This is a genomic window from Ensifer adhaerens (assembly GCF_013283195.1).
GTDB lineage: Bacteria > Pseudomonadota > Alphaproteobacteria > Rhizobiales > Rhizobiaceae > Ensifer > Ensifer adhaerens_G.
Map to the genome: position 1 here is coordinate 628,184 of NZ_JABEKT010000003.1, position 16,808 is coordinate 644,991.

The following is a 16,808-nucleotide window of genomic DNA, read 5'->3' on the forward strand; positions in this document are numbered from 1 at the left end:
CATGTCGGATCATTTGCTTGATCATGTCCGGTCGTATCTCGACCGAGATCCCGCCGAGCGAATTGCATATGTCCGCGCCCCGCGATGGATCGCGCACCAAGTTGCGAAGGACGCCCATCGCCGGCTGGCGGATTTGCTGTCGCGACCAGCGTCGTTGCGGACGCAGGGCCTGATGCTGGTTGGGCCCTATGCCAACGGCAAGACGATGATCGCCGAGCGCTTTGCAGTCGAACATCTGCGAACCGCGTCGAAACAGAAGGCATGGATCGTTCAGCCCCGTGAAGGCGCCGGCCTCGGTCATTTCTATGCAAGCATTCTTCAAGCATTACGGGCGCCGATCGGCGACCGCAGCGTGGCTCGAAAGGTGAGCAAGTCGATCACTTGCTGGCCAGCCTCAAACCGAAGGTGCTGATCTTCGATGAGTTCCACAACGCGCTACGCGGCCGGACCCGCGACATCGAGGCGATCTTTGCGTTTCCGCGACGGATCGGCCGCCAGTACGATGTGGCATCGGTGCTGATCGGAGAGGTGGCCGTCTACGACTTTCTCAACGCCACCAGCGAGATGGCGAGCCGGTTCGATCTGCTCGCAGTTCCGCGGTGGCATTATGACGAGGATTATCTCACGCTGCTCGACAGCCTCGAGGCAGCATTGCCGCTGGCTCGCATCTCGGATCTGTCGGACGAACGGCTGGCGCGGCGGATATTCAGCCTCTCGGAGGGATTGATCGGCGAGATCGTCACCATCGTCACCAAGGCGGCGATCGCCGCCATCAGCTCCGGTGCGGAGCAGATCACGAGGGCGGGCATCGACGAGTTGCACTACGTTCCGATCTCGCACCGGCGAAATTCGGCGCTGCGCGAGAGCCTGCTATGACGATATGCGACGGGCCTGGCTTGGCGATCGGGATTGGCGAGCGGTACCGCGACGTTGTCTCGGATCGGTGGCCCAGCGTCGTCGCCCCGCAGCACGACGAGTTGCTGTCGAGCTGGGTACACCGGCTGGCGTATGCCAACGGTGTTGCGCCTCGTGCTTTCGCCCGTGTGCTCGGTTTAAGCCCAGGGATGTGGTCCGCAACCCTCGACCCCCGGCTACCCGTCTACGTCGCCCGCCTGCTCCACGCACGTACTGGCCTTTCTCTGCGAAAGCTCTCGGTGATGCCAATGAAATCGTCGCCGCTGAAGCAGCTCCTGCTGCCGCTTCGCAACGATGGCCGCCGGGGCAGTTCGACCTGGCTGCAGTTCTGCCCGCGATGCCTTGCCGATGATGCACAGCCGTATTTTCGGCAGCGCTGGCGGTTTGCGACCCAGGTTTCATGCCTGATCCACGGCTGCGGATTGCGTGACCGATGCCCTTGCTGCGCCAGTCGCATCGCACCCTTCGATCAGGTCGAGCTCGTCCCGCAACATTTCTGCGCTGGCTGTGGCTTCGATTTGCGGCGTGCGCCGAATATCGTTGTCCGTGCTCCGGCAAGGCGGCTCGATCGTTGCATCAATGATATCTGCCGCATGGAAGCGATCACTGGATCTCTGACCAGAGGCAACCCCGGCCAGCGCCGGGCAGGCCAAGCGCTCATCTACATCAGAGGGGGTCAAAATTGGGCTCTGACGCGCCGGCATTCGATCTTTGACTGGATTTCCGCCCACGGTCGGATGTAACATTAAAGTTGTAACTTGGCGTAAAATGGTAAGATCACACGCGGCTAATACAGCAGTAATCCCTAGGCTGGAATGCCTTTGCGACCCAGATCTACGCAGCAGCCAGTTGCGAGATCCGGCCGGCAAACAATTCAACAAGCTTTCTGGGTGAGAGAGAATGGATGACGGACTGAGATTACCCGGCGCAGCTTGGCGGCGCCAGTTGACCGCAATGTTGGTGGCCGCTGGTTGCATGGTGGCCTGGCCAGTATCGGCGCAAGAAGGAATAGAGCCGGAGGCGCATCGGATACTGGCTGCAATGAGCGAAGCTCTCAAATCGGCGCCGACCCTCAGTGCCGACTATGACGTCGATCAGGAAGTCGTTAATCTGCAAGGTCAGAAAATCCAGTACAGCGCCTCCGGCTCCATCGCCGTCGATCGCGAGCGAGGTTTTCGAATGAAGCGCATGGGTCCCTTTGCCCAGGCGGAGGTGATATTTGATGGCGACACGATATCACTGCACGACAAAGTGCGGAACGTTTACGCGCAGCTTCGGAGCCCCGGTCCGAGTGTTCAAGACGCGGCCGAGGAGCTTCGCGCCGCCACCGGACTTGACGCTCCGGGAGCGGATTTTCTGGCAGGCGATCCCTATACGGTCCTCACTGACGGCGTGACGGAAGGAACCGTTGTCGGATCGGCCTTTATCAACGGGGTGGAATGCGACCATCTCGCGTTCAGGACCGACATTGTCGACTGGCAAATCTGGATCAGCAGGGGCAGTAGACCTTTGCCGCTCAAATACGTCATCACAACCAAATGGACCACTGGCGCGCCGCAGTATTCGCTGCGGCTCAGCAATTGGAAGTCGGATGGCATCGACGCGGCACAGCTCAAGTTCACCCCGCCGCCAGCTGCCAAGAAGCTGGAACACGTCCATGCCGATGTCACCGGCGAGCTTTCGCTGGAGGCAGTGCAATGAGGACGCGCAAGCTGCACGCAAAGATCCTTTCAGTCGCCATCGCCGGTTTCGTTATGCTCGCGGTAGACGCTCTCGCTCCTTGGCCGTTCGGCTTGTTCGTATCCGAGGCACATGCGGTCGTGGGACGGCCGTTGACACCTGGAAGTGTCGCCGGGGTCGCTCGCCGCACCACGCGCCGAGTGATCCGCCGCTCCACCGTTTATGTTGCCGCACTGCCCACCGGCTGCGTTAGCACGAGTGTCAATGGCACGGTCGTGTGGCGCTGCGGCGGGGTCTACTACCAGCCGTACGGCGGGCGTTTCGTCGTCGTTTACATTGACTGAACTCAGAGCATTACGTGACAACTCGATTTTTCGATGGAGGTATAGAATGGATATTACGCGTCGTGACTTGACGGCCGCCGGTCTTGGAGTGTTGGCGGCAGGTTCCCTCGCAAGACCTGGTGCTGCCGCCGACGGGTTCGTGGCAGATTTGCCGGAAGGGCTCGACGAATTCGCGCTCGCCGTCGAGGCGTACACTTATGCCTATCCTCTAGTGACGATGGAACTGACCCGACGCGTGATTACCAACGTCGCGGAACCTGAAGGAACCCGTGGCCCCATGGGGCATCTGATCAAGCTGCGCCAGTATCCGGACGCCAAGTTTCGGGACGTGACCGCACCGAACGCCGATACCCTTTATACGACCGCGTTCTTCGACGTGGGCGATGAGCCCTGGGTCATCACCCTGCCCGACCTGAAGGATCGTTACGCCCTGTTCCCGATGCTGGATGGCTGGACGACCGTTTTCGACGTTCCTGGAAAGCGCACGACGGGCACCGAGGCCCAGACATTCGTGGTGACGGGACCCGGCTGGGAAGGCACGCTTCCCGAAGGCGTGACCCAATACAAATCTCCGACGAGCATCGTTTGGCTGCTTGGACGCATCTATTGCACGGGCACCCAGGAGGACTACGCCGAAGTTCATAAGCTCCAGGACGAAGTGAAGCTCTACCCTTTAAGCGCCTGGGGCAAGGACTGGACAGCGCCCAAGGGTAAAGTCGATCCGGCCATCGATATGGAGACTGCCGTCCGCGAGCAGGTCAATGGCATGGATGCCATTGAATACTTCACCCTCTTTGCCGAGCTCCTGAAACGAAACCCGCCGAGTGAGGCGGATGCACCGATGATTGCCAAGCTCGCCGAGCTTGGCATTGTCCCGGGTCAGGATTTCGATAAAAGCAAGTTCGACCCGGCGTTTGCCAAGCGCGTGCCCCAGGTCGCATTCGCGCGCATCATGATGCACTTCAAGCTCAGCGATGGCGACGTGCAGGATATCGATGGCTGGGGTTTCACGACCAAGACTGGCATCTATGGCACCAACTACATCCAGCGTGCCTTGGTCACTGCGATCGGCCTTGGGGCAAACCGGCCACAGGATGCGGTCTACCCAACGTCGATGAAGTCCGGCGGCGGTCTGATCAAGCGGGCCTATAACGGTTCAGAAAAGTACGTCATGACCTTCAAGAAAGGCCAGACGCCGCCCGTGTCCGGTTTCTGGTCCTTGACGATGTACGATGCGGGGTACTTCTTCGTCGACAATCCGCTCAATCGCTATTCGATCAGTGCACGGCAGGACCTGAAGGCAAATCCGGACGGCTCGATCGATTTGTTCATTCAGAATGAATCGCCCGGGGCAGATAAGGAGTCGAACTGGCTTCCAGCACCCAAGGGCAAGTTCATTCTCATGATGCGCCTCTACTGGCCCAACGAGAGCAATCCCTCCATCATTGACGGTTCTTGGACGATACCGCCGGTGAAGAAGGTGAGCTAATTCCACCAGCCTGCATGCAGCCGCCGCGGATCCGGTTCCTGGCGGCTGCAAACATGAAGTCTCGGCGTCCACGTCTCTTGTTGAGCACGGTGCGACCGGTCCTCAGTGAAGATGAACAAATTACATCAGCTTCGCCCCTGTCATTGGTTTTTTGGAGACCAATAATTTGACAAAGGGGATTTGATCCAGTGGACCGGGCTTTTATGTACATCCTTCGGACTTTGCTATGCAGTCTGTTCCTCTGCCTTTGTGGGCTTACGCACCTGCAGGCGCAAACGCCTGTGCCCCCCATTTCTCAGGCGTCCAAAGTGGCCGAACTGCTGCGTCTGCTTGACGATGAGGACGTGAGGGTCTGGCTGGAGCAGAAGCAAGCCGCCGCTTCCCAGTCCCGCGATAATGAGGCAGTGTGGTTCATGGAGGAACGCGAGGCGCTCTTGCGCGCCCGCCTCAACGCGTTTTTCACCGCAGTGCCGCGCGTCAGCGATGAACTTTCGCGCGCCGTGTCTGCGATTTCCCAAGACGCGCGGAACAGCGGCGCAATGCCCACGGCGCTCGTGTTGGCAATCATCGCCGGCATAGCTTTTGCTATCGAATGGATTTTTCGCCATTCAGTGCCCGCCGTGCCCTTCCCCAACCCGCACTTGAGGCAGACCTACACGGAGTTTCTGACGCTCTCAATGTTCACGGCGACCGTCGCGATCCTCTTTCTACTGTTCGCCTGGCCGCCACTCGTTCGTGTGGTCGCACTCTACTCGCTTCTCGCTTTGGTCGCCTACAAGCTCGCAACAGCGCTCTGGCGCATCGCGCTGGCCGCGTCGATAATGTCGGCCCGCTCCTATTTGCGGGCCCGGATATTCACCGCATTGCTGGCAGCGACGATGGCATTCTCGGCTTTAACCGAACGCCTTGGTGTTGCAGCCGACGTCCGGTCAGCCCTCACTATCGGACTGTCCATCCCAATTGTTGTTCTGGCAATGGCGATGATCTGGCGCGAGCGCTCCAGCGATGTCAGATCGTGGCGAGACCGCCTCTCTCGCGCTATGGGCATCTCCGGCGCGGTCGTGCTCTGGCTGCTCTGGTGCGGCGACTTCATGGCTCTATTCTGGCTCGGTATCATGATTGTCCTTGTGCCGCGCGCTTTGTCGATTGCCGACAGCCTGATGCTTTCATTCTCGCCCTCTCGCTCAAATGAGCGAGACCCATCGGACCCGAAGGCGGTCCTGCTCGTCCGCGGAACGCGCGCCATAATTCTGATTGCAGCGGTCGATTGGGTTGCCTTCGTTTGGCGAAACAATTTCCCTTTTGTGTCCGGAGAAGTGACATTGATCCGGACGCTCATCGCCGGGGCATTCAACAGCGTCGTGATCCTGCTTATGATTGACCTCGTCTGGCAATTGGCAAAAGCCTACATCACCCGCAAGCTGAGCGATGTCGATGATGAGGGAACCTCTCGATCAAACGCACTCGCTCGAGAAAGCCGGCTTCGCACTTTGCTGCCCGTCTTCCGCAACGCTTTGGCAGCGGCACTTCTCTGTGTCGCGGCGCTCACGGTCCTTTCGGAGATGGGCGTCAAAATCGGCCCGCTGGTCGCCGGCGCGGGCGTCGTCGGGGTTGCAATTGGATTCGGCTCGCAGACCTTGGTCAAGGACGTCGTCAGCGGCATTTTCTATCTACTGGACGACGCCTTTCGGGTCGGGGAATACATCGAAGCCGGAAGCTATACGGGCGTCGTTGAATCCTTCAGCCTGCGTTCGGTGAGGCTGCGGCACCACCGCGGGCCAATCTTTACCGTACCTTTTGGTTCGCTTGGCGCGATCAAGAATGCCAGCCGCGATTGGACTGTCGACAAGTTCCGCATCCGTGTCCCTTTCAAAACCGACGTTGATAAAGTCCGCAAACTCGTCAAGGAGATCGGCGCACAATTGCAGGCCGATCCGGAACTCGGCTCGCTCTTCATTGAGCCGCTCAAGCTGAAGGGCGTCGAGCAGATCGGTGAGTACGGCATTGAGCTTGGCATCGCCTTCACCTGCAAGCCCGGGGAACAGACAATGATCCGTCGCAAGGCTTACGCGATGGTCATGCGGGCCTTCCATGACAATGGGATCGACTTTGCTCAGCCCGTGGTTCAGGTCAGCGGTGACGACAAGGAGACAGCCGCAGCCACGCTCGCGGCGCGGCAGTCTCCGGATAAGACGGCCGCGCCAGGCACCGCCTTGCCAGCTTCATTGTAGAAGCATGTGAAGCCAATGAGGCAATTGCTTTGCGAGGTCCTTACTACAGCTCGCTGGTTCGTTCTGACGCTTCGCTGTCGGGATCGCCAGCAGATAGGTTTTCTTTGACGCGAAACTCGCGAGGCCCAAATCCGGTCGCCTTACGAAACGCTCGCGAAAAACCCGCCGGAGAGGAATAGCCGAGATCTTCCGATATATTGGTGATCGACACGGTTCCATCGCGCAACATTTCCGTCGCACGCTGCATCCTCACCGCGCTCGTCAGGCCTCGGAAGTCGGCGCCTGCCAGTCGAAGCTCGCGCTGCAACGTCCGAACGCTTGTGTCCATTGTTCGTGCAGCCTCCTCAATCGACACTTCCCCTGCCAGGAGTTGGGCGCGAATCTGTGCAGTGGCAATTTCCAACAAGCTCCGAGGTGCACCCCCTGGACGATCGCGAGCGACATCCTCGAGAGTCACAATCGACCGAGATGTTCGTCGCGACGCAGCCATCAGCCGATGCCGCTCAACGACGACCGTCACTGCTGGCGCATTGAATATCACCGGGCATTGAAACACGTCCTCAAAGAGTGAGGTATGGCTTGGAATGGGGATGTCAAGTTCGACGCGAAGTGGCTGCCAATGGTCAGGCAGATATGCCTTGAAGAGGCTCAGCAGTTCGCCAGCGGCGGCACATGCGACCGACTCATACCCCCGAGTCCCTGCCAAAGCGAATTTATAGCCAAAGCGTAGTTCCTCCTTCGTGGTTGTAACGGTCAAATTGTCAAAACTGCTGTGATATTGCAGCGCCACAACGCTTCGCTTGACCGCTTCGCCGAGCGTGCCTGCTTCAGTGATAAACCGGCCGAAGCTGCCATACGCGGAAACGTCCATATTCGGCACGAGCAAGAGACCGAGGTTTGTGTCGCCCGCTGCCCTCGCCACGGCTTCGACGAACCCGACCACAGATTGCTGGGGAATGTAGACATTGCGGTCCTCGATCAATTCCACGTCGAAGCCCGCGGCGCGATTGGCGCGCAGCAACGCTCGCTCCCCCAGTTCGCTTCGAATAAACGCGGGCAAGCCTTGCAAGACGTGGCTCGAGATCACGGGGATCGCTGCTATCTGAGATGTTTCCTGAATTCGGGTTTGGCGTGAAATGGATAGTTTTCACATATTCGACCGCCGGTAGAATTGGCAAGCAATATCTGCAATTCGATGTAGACGAGACATACGCCTGCATTAATCAGCTATCCTTCAATATGCCGACAGCGGCATCCAACTTACCGGGCGGCCCGCCAAGCCACAGCATTGCCCATTTTGGGGAACCGATAGCGCCTGTTGGTCGGTCAAAAAACGCAAAGCGCATCTGACGTCATTCATCCTGAGAGACCCCGTCCTGAAGATGCTACGGAAACGAAACCGGGTCTTATCCTTTCACGCCAAGTCTCATCGGCCCCGGAGCGGATGGTCAATAATTCGTGCTTTGCAAAGCAATCATAAGTGGTAGGTTGCTGCAACTGTGCGTTTCCGGGGGCTGTCTGCGATTTGGCGGGAAATGGTAAGATTGGCGAGGGGAGGCACAGCTAGTCTCCAACAACGAACGCTTCGGTTCGGTTGTCGGATCGTCGGGAGGCTTTCCTGCAACGCAGGTGGTCGTATCAGCTAGAAAGTCCAGGAGAGGGCAAACATGTTATCTGAAATGCTTCGTCCTGCGGTGTTGGCCGCGGCCGGTTTGCTTGCAACGACGCTGACTGCGGCCGGCGAGGTAAAAACCCCGGGTTACAATCATAAAATCCCCGAAAAGATCGTGACCCCGGACACGGTGGAAACCCGGTTCGGGACGCTGAAGTTCTTTGACGGGATGCCGGATGAAGCAACGGTCGATAGGCTCTATGACAATCTCGACCTCATGCGCGGCGTCGAGACATTCCTCAACGGGATCCCCGCCACATCCGTCGAAGGCATTCGGCTCGGACATCTGGAAATGGGCGCGGACACGTCCAACAAGGCAATCCTTCTTGATCAGCTAATGGATTCGGCGCCGCTGTTCCTCACCGGCAACACCGATACTGTCTATGGCAGCGTCGTTCTCGACGTGGGGAAAGACGGGCCGACGGTTGTGGAGATTCCTGCCGGGTCTGGTCCCGGCACGGTTAACGATGCCTATTTCCGCTTCGTGACCGACATGGGCGGGCCGGGCCCGGATCGCGGCAAGGGTGGCAAGTATCTGATCCTGCCGCCCGACTATAAGGGAGATCTCGTTCCGCCGGTCGGTGGCATGGAGGCAGAGGTCGACGGTGAAAAGTACTTCGTCGCAAAGTCGACCAGCTATGTGAATTGGCTGATCCTGCGTGGTTTTCTGGTCGATGGAAAGCCCGACGCGGCGGTGGCTTCCTTCAAAAGCGGACTGAAGGTCTATCCGCTCAGCAAGCGTGATAACCCGCCGAAGATGGAGTTCATCAGCGGATCGCGCAAGTCCTGGAATACTATTCACGCCAACAATTATGAGTTCTACAAAGAACTTCATACAGTCATCGATCGTGAGCCGACTTCGATGCTCGATCCGGAACTGCTGGGCCTGTTTGCCTCCATCGGCATTGAAAAGGGCAAGCCCTTCGCCCCGGATGCGCGGATGAAGAAACTGCTGACCGAGGCAGTCGCTGTCGGCAACGCAACCGCCCGCGCGCTGATTTTCCGACCGCGCCTCGACGGCTTCCGTCTCTATCCGAACAGCGCATGGGGGGCGGCCTTTGTCGGCGGCAGCTATCAATGGCTTCGGGATGGCGGCAAGGGTGGCCGTTATCTGGACGCCAGGACTCTGTTCTTCTACCAGGCGACGGTCAACACGCCTGCCATGGTGGAGCAGATGATCGGCGCCGGCTCCCAGTATGCATATGCTGCGACCGACCAGAACGGCGACTATCTGGATGGTGCGAAAACATACAAGCTTCGTATTCCCGCCAATCCGCCGGCCAAGGATTTCTGGTCGGTGGTGGTCTACGATCCGCAGACGCGCTCGCAACTCCAGACCGGCCAGACCTTCCCAAGCAAGAACAACAAGCGGGACAAGCTCATCGAGAATCCCGACGGTTCGGTCGAGCTCTATTTCGGTCCGAAGGCCCCCGAAGGCAAAGAGGCTAACTGGATCCAAACCGTCGCAGGTAAAGGCTGGTACACCCTTCTTCGACTGTATGGGCCTCTCGGGCCTTGGTTCGACAAGAGCTGGCGGCCAGGCGAATTCGAACCGATCCAGTAAACAACCCGCTGTCCGAACTGCAATATGGCGTCAAATGATAAGTCCGTCGTTTGCTTCCCTTGTAGTTAGGATCGGATGAAGAGGAGCAGCGGTCCGCCGGTGGACTGCTTGCTTCGGACGATGAGGGGGCTCGCCGGTGCATTCTCGATCCGCTCACGTTAAATTGCCGGGATCTCGTCCGCGAAATAGCGGACTCCGTGTCATCGCAAGCGGAGTTGATAAATTGACGCCACATCCATTCCGCAACGCCATATTCGGCGCATGCTCCTGGTCGTTTTCGTCATCCATCGTCGCGTGTTTGCTGCTGCTCTCGGCCTGCGCGAGTCGCCCGACAGGGGTGCTTGAACCGGTCGCGGCCAACCCGTCGGCCACTCAGGTTGAAATGCTGGTCGCGACAACCAGGGGCCGGGCGAGCAAGCCAGGTGAGATGTTCAGTGGCGAGCGCGCGCAAAGCCCAACGTTCGCGGACATTACCGTGTCAATCCCACCTGAGACCGCTCGCAAGGCAGGTGACGTCGCTTGGCCGCGAAAGCTTCCGCCGAACTCGGCGACGGATTTTGCGGCAGTGAAGGCTGACGAGATCGACCGGCTGGCCGCCGAGAAATGGTTGAACAGCCATGTGCGCAAGAGCTCGGACGGCAGCGTCCTTGTCTTTATCCACGGGTTCAACAACCATTTCGAGGATGCAGTCTTCCGTTTCGCCCAGATCGTCCACGACTCCGGCGCGCGCAGTGTGCCGGTACTCGCAACGTGGCCATCGCGCGGGAGTCTGCTCGCGTACGGATATGATCGCGAAAGCACCAACTACACGCGAAACGCAGTAGAAAGTTTGTTCCAGTACCTGGCGCGTGATCCCGAGGTCAAGGAAGTGTCGATCCTGGCACATTCGATGGGCAACTGGCTGGCACTGGAATCCCTGCGACAGATGGCGATCCGCAACGACGGACTGCCGGCAAAGTTCAAGAATGTCATGCTGGCCGCGCCAGACGTCGATGTCGACGTGTTCGGTTCGCAGATCAGCGACATGGGTAAGCGGCGGCCGCGCTTCACCCTTTTCGTCTCGCGCGACGACCGCGCACTCGCTGTTTCTCGACGCGTCTGGGGCAATGTCTCTCGGTTGGGAGCGATCGATCCGGAGCAATCCCCCTACAAGGAGGAGCTGGCAGCGAACGGGATCACCGTCGTTGATCTCACCAAGATCAAGGCAGGTGACGATCTGCACCACACGAAGTTCGCGGAATCGCCAGAAATCGTGCAACTGATTGGCAGACGCCTTTCGGACAGGCAGACCTTGACTGACAGCAGAGTGGGGCTTGGCGACCATATCGTCGCGGCAACCGCCGGGGCCGCGCACACCGTCGGAACCGCCGCGGGCCTGGTCGTTTCTGCCCCGGCAGCCATCATCGATCAAAATACCCGGCAGAACTATGCGCATCACGTCGAGACACTGGTCGGACCGTCCGGCGGAGCAAAATCAACCACAACCGATCGCGAGTGCAAACGAGCGAGCGGAACGAGTTCACGCGACTGCGACCGATAGTTCGACAGTCAACAGCATCCGAAATCCGCTTGATCAAACCGCGGTCCTCAGCCCGGTTTGAACAAAGACCAAAACAGGGGTTGTCCGCAACGGCGACCGTCACGGGAGATATCATGAAGATTTGCATTATTCGTACCCTGGCGGTAATCGGAACTTGCCTCGTCGCTGGGACGGTCAAGGCTGCGGACAGCTATTCCCCGATGACGCCGGAGCTTCAACAGACGACCACCGAAAGCGGATGGACCTTTTCCTTTGCCCCCTATTTCTGGGCGGCGGGATTGTCGGGGGAGGTAGCGCAATTCGGGCTGCCGGCGGTGGATGTCGATTCCAGCTTCGGTGACATCTTCGATAACCTCGAGTTCGGTGCGATGGCGATTGGTGAAGCCCGCAACGGTCCCTACAGCATCTTCGCTGACGTCATGTATACGAAGATTTCGGGGCAGGCGGGCACGCCAAGAGGCGTCCTCGCGACTGACGTGGAACTCACGTCCGAAACGTTCGCCGGACTGCTCGGCGCGGGATACTCCATCTTCGAGAGCGATACAGTGCAATTGGATGTGGTCGGCGGCCTGCGGATATGGTCCGTCGAAAGCGAGCTTTCCTTTCACGGCGGCCTTCTCGATGGGAGATCCAGAAGCGATGAGGCAACCTGGGTGGACGGTCTGGCCGGCGTTCGTGGCACCTATTCGCTGACACCCGAGCTCTATCTGACCGGTTGGGGCCTTGTCGGTGCTGGTGGCGCCGATCTCGACTGGGACGTCGCCGCGGCGGTGGGTTACCGGTTCATGGATTCGATTTCGATGGTTGCCGGCTACCGCGCGCTGGGCGTGGACTATAGCGACAACGGGTTCGTGTTCGACGCAGTTCAGCAAGGGCCGATAATGGGCCTCGTGGTGCGATTCTAGCGAATCGCCCTGCCGACTCGACTGGTTTCAAGAGCGCCTGATTAGAATTCAGCAGACACCTGTCCAAACAAGCCAAGCCACCTCAGATCTAAAGGGAGACGAGCGTTGAAGACGAGACGTACCATAGCAACCACATTGTTAATCGGGCTTGCGTTAACGGGCGCGACGCGCGCAGAAACCCTGAGCTACGCCGACGCCGTCACGAAATTGGCGCAGGACTGCGGTGCAGACATCAAAAAGTTCTGTCATGGCCTCAATCTCGGCAACGGACGGATTGCCGATTGCCTCCAGAAAAACGCAGCCAAAATCTCACCAGTCTGCGTCGGAACGATCACGACTGTGCTCACCTCGATCAGCCAGCGGGAGCAGGCCCAGGCCGCGTACGCCGGTGTCTGCAAACACGATATCGCCCAACTCTGCTCGAGCGTGAAGGGCGACGGCTACCGCCTGGCATGCCTCATCAAGGCCGAAAAGCGCGTGGGTAAAGCGTGCAATCAGGCGATCACCGATGCCGGCTGGAGATAACCAAATGACCAAGATTTCTTCCCTGCTCCTCACACTTTTAGTCGCTGCATCGATGGCACCGGATTTCGCGGCCGCTCAGGAGGTCTCCGAACAACGGATCGTCTTAGGGCTTGGCAAGCTCGTCGGCGCGGCTCCGTTGATCGACATCGCTATTCTCCGCCAGGAAGCCATGGACGGTGGCGGAGTGGCGATGGCGTCGCTTCCGAACTGGGGCAAGATCGCCAAGCTCCCGCAAATGGTTGTCGAGATCGACTTCGAGAACGACTCGGTCATGATCAAGCCGGAGTCCTATAGGTCGCTCGGCCTGATTGCCGATGCGCTTCATCACCCGAATCTCTGGGCCTACAAGTTCCTGATTGTCGGCCACTCCAGTTCAACAGGCAGTGACAAGCATAATCTGGAACTCAGCGAGAAACGCGCTGCGGCCATCGGGGAGATTCTCTCGACGACATTCGCAGTCGATCCTGAACGGCTCTACGCCGTCGGTGTCGGCGAGTACTTCCCGATCGATGGCTCAAAGGGCGATTCAGCGAGCAACAGACGCGTCCAGCTTGTCAATTTGGGTGTCTTCACGACGCCGTAACAATGCCTCCCGCCGGCAGACCACGCGTGCGCGCAATCGGCCTGCGCTCTCACCAAAGAAGCGCAGGCACTGCGGACTACTAACTCGAGGCTCGCATGACGTGCCGAGGATCCCATCTGCTCCCACCGGACCGCTTTAAGCCGGATACCCCCAGTCAAGCTTCTCACGGACGGGATGCGGTCCTTCATGAATGAACCAGCGGCCCCTGATGGCCGAAGACAAGGAGACGTGTCATGAGAATTACTATTCGCAAGATGGCGATGGCGTCAGCCATGATGGTGCTGACGTCCGGTGCAGCCCATGCCGACCCGATCGAAGGCGATTTTAGAACCCCAAAGACCGGCGCAACGGCAAAGGTTGCGGCTTGCGGAGCAAGGTTGTGCATGACCTACACGAGCGGCGCATTCAAAGGCAAGCAGTTCGCGACTTTCACGCCCACGGGCAATGGACAGTACTCCGGAAAGCTGATCGACTTAACCAATGGCGGCAAGGAATATACCGGCAAGGCCGAGATCGCCGGCAGCGACATCAAGGTGAGCGGCTGCGTCATGGGAGGCCTGATCTGTAAGGACGAAATCTTCGAAAGACTCTGAGTTCAGGTGGAACAGCGAGGCTGAGCGCGCGCGTACAAAATCTCCTTGGAGTGAAGACAGCAGATCCAGCAGCGGGCCGCAATGTAACATGGCTTAGGCGGGATTGGGCGGCTGAGGGAGCTTTCGACAAAGGACCAACGGACGCAAAAGACGCGGCGTATCTGGGGTTCGCAAGCTTCACGATACGCCGGGCGCCCTCCCCTGCAAGGTGGGGTTTTGTGATTGCTGATGAGGTATTGAAACTTGGGCTGGAGCTTCAACCCTCGACATCGCGGCCCACGATCACACGCCGACTGTTTGCGACCCAATGTGATTTCGCTGGACGCGTCTTCGCTCAGGGATGGCACCGCCATCGCCGGCTGTTTCATTGAACGGAAAGAGGTATGGAGCAGAACAAGGCTGCTGGACCGTGATTAGTCCAACGGTCCGCTTTGTAAAATGGTTTGTAGAGGTCAACTAATGAGCAATATTGCGCAGATTACCGGAAATATTGGCCTTTATCACGTTGCCCGCGAACTATCTCTGTCAGGGTGGAACGTGATGCCGACTGTCCGAAATGCTCGGGGCGCTGATCTATATGCTGCTTCGGAGGATGAGCGCACCATGCACCCTATTCAAGTTAAAGCACATAGTGGCAAACCGCAGGACACCTCGCTTGGATTACATCCTGAGACAATCGTAACCCCGTGGTGGGTATTCGTTGTCTATACTCGAACACCTGAGATAACCTGCTATGTATTGACGCTTGGCGAAATACACGACCGAATGGGACGTGATCCGGGCACTCGGTCAAGAAAGCCAGAACAGGAAAGAATATTCTGGCTTCATCGCAAATATTACACCCCCGGCAGCGAGTCGGAGATGAAAGAAGCACGCAACGCTTGGCATCGCCTTGGCGTGCCGAGGGTCATTCTGTAGCGGATCATTGCTCCAGGACCGAACAGACACACGGTAGGAGGATCAAAGGACAAATGCCTGCACGACTGCCGCTCACCGGCCGGCAGCCGAGATGTTGTAGCATGCACTCATGTTATCCAAACTCACTAGCCACAAGTCGCACTGGTCAGCAATTACCCACCTTTTCACCGCTACCGCTCGCGTTGTATACGACCTATCGTCGCCAGCGACATATCTTGACACCGCTGAGAGCGTTTGATCTGCCCATGTGTTGTTTTGCATTTAACTGCCAGACTCCGACGGCAATAACTTCAATAAGATGAGACCGGTAACTTCTCTGGGGTCAGGCGGCACGCAGGAGTGGTGGCTTGGGTTTGAATATCGAAGGCATGTTCGGTTCTGGCTGTCGGAACGATGTTCTCAAACGATCGCGAAGTTCGCCGTTCAGCGCGGCCGTCCGGACCTGCATGAGCATGTGAGCGCCGTGGTGCGACCATCGCATCTGCTGTTTCTTGACCATCCACTTGCCAACAAGCGAATTTACCGCCGACTCGGCGAGGGTCGTAGCGACGCGAAATCCGGCTCTGTAGCGCTTTCCATAGTTGATGATCGCACCGCGGTTGGAACGGATATAGGTGAGCAGCTGCGAGCCCAGGCTGTGAAGCCGTGAAATCGAGAATTCACCTTCTCGCTGCGATTGCTTGAGACAGACCAGGAGCCGCTCCAGGTCGCGGATCGCCCGATCGATGCGGCCGTGCCACAAACGCCACTTCACGGCCTTGATGTCCCTGCCATTGGTAACGGGTAGCTCGGCGCGGTTAGAGTTGGAGCGGATCAGGTGATCGGCGATCTGCTGCATGGGCTGGATCTTCATGGCGATGTGGAACCAGTCGATGATGTGGGCTGTCGGCTTCGGCATCGCTCGGGGCAGCCGCTTGAGGATTTCGGCGCCGTCCGAGATCACGGTGACGTCACCGAAACCGCGATACCCTTCGCTCCGAAGAGCATGAAGGGCGCAATCCCGGATTGCGGTTCGGTCGGTGCTGGTGACAAAATAGCGGCCACCTGGTTCTCCCCGACCGCCGCGGCCGCATCGGGCCACAACGAGTTCGAAGCTTCGCGCCGAATTGGGATCGGCACTGCGGACATGAGCCGTGTCGATGCGGATGACGAACTCTTTGCGTCGGTCGCCGGGAAGATGCATTTCCAGCTGGCGCCGTTCATCAGTTTCATGAGGCCTTGCGCGCCGCTCCTCCTGTGCAATCTGATCGTCTAGTCGCTCGCCGATCTTGATGGTGCGCTTGCGCACGGTGGGATGCGTCTCCGTTGGTTCGACGGGTAAGAACTCGGCCAGCACCTTCACTGCCTGCCGGTACGGCATCATGCTTCCCAGCCGCAGTTCCATCAATTCGGGCGTCGCTCGATCGGGGCAGATTTCTTTCAGCGGTGCGAAGGCGCCGGCAATGCCGGGGTGACAATCCCGGCACAGCATCCAGCGGGGATTGCGGACCTCGACCGTGCCGAAGACGGTTCGGATCTGGCGCGTCGTGTAATCCTTGACCGGGCGGAACGTGTGGCAATCCGGGCAGACCCGACGAAAAAGGGAATAGGTCTCCGCTTCGTGGCTTACGACCACGCTCTGCAGCGCCGCCATGATCTTCTTGCCCTCTTCGATCGACAAACCGACCTCGCCGTCGAACAGGCGCTCCCAACTCTTATCAATTCGGACCTCACGACGAGAGACGTCGCCGAACTCGTTCTTCCCCTGGATCGTGATCGTCCATTCCACCGCCACCGTCGCCTCCTCCTTGAGCAAAGCGATGGTCATGAACCACTCGGGATTAACAATCCGTGCTCAACCCCTGAGAAG

Annotated in this window: 14 protein-coding genes and 1 pseudogene; 13 read left to right on the forward strand and 2 right to left on the reverse strand. The window is 58.7% G+C overall.

The window, feature by feature from the left end:
* Window position 1: 1 nt before the first annotated feature.
* The 6 genes and pseudogenes from LPJGGPFB_RS26005 (at window position 2) to LPJGGPFB_RS26030 (ending at window position 6,659) form a co-directional block, all read left to right on the forward strand.
* Window positions 2-876: pseudogene (locus LPJGGPFB_RS26005) on the forward strand (TniB family NTP-binding protein).
* Window positions 877-896: 20 nt separating this feature from the next.
* A complete protein-coding gene (locus tag LPJGGPFB_RS26010) occupies window positions 897-1,658 on the forward strand; it encodes a TniQ family protein (protein ID WP_234903049.1) in 762 nt (253 codons plus the stop codon).
* A 157-nt stretch (window positions 1,659-1,815) separates the two neighbouring features.
* On the forward strand, window positions 1,816-2,616 hold the full coding sequence (locus LPJGGPFB_RS26015) for a DUF2092 domain-containing protein (protein WP_234903050.1): 801 nt from the start codon (window positions 1,816-1,818) through the stop codon (window positions 2,614-2,616).
* A 53-nt stretch (window positions 2,617-2,669) separates the two neighbouring features.
* Window positions 2,670-2,939: a hypothetical protein gene (locus LPJGGPFB_RS26020; protein WP_234903089.1), complete on the forward strand. Its 270-nt coding sequence runs from the start codon at window positions 2,670-2,672 to the stop codon at window positions 2,937-2,939.
* Window positions 2,940-2,985: 46 nt separating this feature from the next.
* Entirely contained in the window at window positions 2,986-4,428 is a 1,443-nt protein-coding gene (locus tag LPJGGPFB_RS26025) for a DUF1254 domain-containing protein (protein ID WP_173422799.1), read from the forward strand.
* A gap of 308 nt (window positions 4,429-4,736) precedes the next feature.
* Entirely contained in the window at window positions 4,737-6,659 is a 1,923-nt protein-coding gene (locus tag LPJGGPFB_RS26030; RefSeq protein WP_173422800.1) for a mechanosensitive ion channel family protein, read from the forward strand.
* Between the two features lie 43 nt (window positions 6,660-6,702).
* Here the strand turns inward: LPJGGPFB_RS26030 and LPJGGPFB_RS26035 are convergent, their stop codons facing one another.
* The gene (locus LPJGGPFB_RS26035) at window positions 6,703-7,680 is read right to left on the reverse strand and encodes an AraC family transcriptional regulator (protein WP_234903051.1); all 978 of its coding nucleotides are present in this window, start codon (window positions 7,678-7,680) and stop codon (window positions 6,703-6,705) included.
* 646 nt (window positions 7,681-8,326) lie between these two features.
* Here LPJGGPFB_RS26035 and LPJGGPFB_RS26040 point away from each other — a divergent pair.
* From LPJGGPFB_RS26040 to LPJGGPFB_RS26070, 7 genes are all read left to right on the forward strand, one after another.
* Window positions 8,327-9,895: a DUF1254 domain-containing protein gene (locus LPJGGPFB_RS26040; protein ID WP_173422801.1), complete on the forward strand. Its 1,569-nt coding sequence runs from the start codon at window positions 8,327-8,329 to the stop codon at window positions 9,893-9,895.
* Window positions 9,896-10,277: 382 nt separating this feature from the next.
* Window positions 10,278-11,435, forward strand: a complete 1,158-nt coding sequence (locus LPJGGPFB_RS26045; RefSeq protein WP_412728429.1) for an alpha/beta hydrolase — start codon at window positions 10,278-10,280, stop codon at window positions 11,433-11,435.
* Between the two features lie 113 nt (window positions 11,436-11,548).
* Window positions 11,549-12,340, forward strand: a complete 792-nt coding sequence (locus LPJGGPFB_RS26050; protein ID WP_173422802.1) for a hypothetical protein — start codon at window positions 11,549-11,551, stop codon at window positions 12,338-12,340.
* A 123-nt stretch (window positions 12,341-12,463) separates the two neighbouring features.
* The gene (locus LPJGGPFB_RS26055) at window positions 12,464-12,865 is read left to right on the forward strand and encodes a cysteine rich repeat-containing protein (RefSeq protein WP_060584733.1); all 402 of its coding nucleotides are present in this window, start codon (window positions 12,464-12,466) and stop codon (window positions 12,863-12,865) included.
* A gap of 4 nt (window positions 12,866-12,869) precedes the next feature.
* The gene (locus LPJGGPFB_RS26060; protein WP_173422804.1) at window positions 12,870-13,448 is read left to right on the forward strand and encodes an OmpA family protein; all 579 of its coding nucleotides are present in this window, start codon (window positions 12,870-12,872) and stop codon (window positions 13,446-13,448) included.
* A gap of 233 nt (window positions 13,449-13,681) precedes the next feature.
* Window positions 13,682-14,041 carry a DUF2147 domain-containing protein gene (locus tag LPJGGPFB_RS26065; RefSeq protein ID WP_173422805.1) on the forward strand — a complete coding sequence of 120 codons (360 nt, stop codon included), beginning with the start codon at window positions 13,682-13,684 and terminating at the stop codon, window positions 14,039-14,041.
* Window positions 14,042-14,500: 459 nt separating this feature from the next.
* The gene (locus LPJGGPFB_RS26070) at window positions 14,501-14,959 is read left to right on the forward strand and encodes a hypothetical protein (RefSeq protein WP_173422806.1); all 459 of its coding nucleotides are present in this window, start codon (window positions 14,501-14,503) and stop codon (window positions 14,957-14,959) included.
* Window positions 14,960-15,281: 322 nt separating this feature from the next.
* Here the strand turns inward: LPJGGPFB_RS26070 and LPJGGPFB_RS26075 are convergent, their stop codons facing one another.
* Window positions 15,282-16,766 (reverse strand): ISKra4 family transposase, encoded by a 1,485-nt coding sequence (locus LPJGGPFB_RS26075; protein WP_234903052.1) that lies wholly within the window; start codon window positions 16,764-16,766, stop codon window positions 15,282-15,284.
* Between the last annotated feature and the right edge of the window lie 42 nt (window positions 16,767-16,808).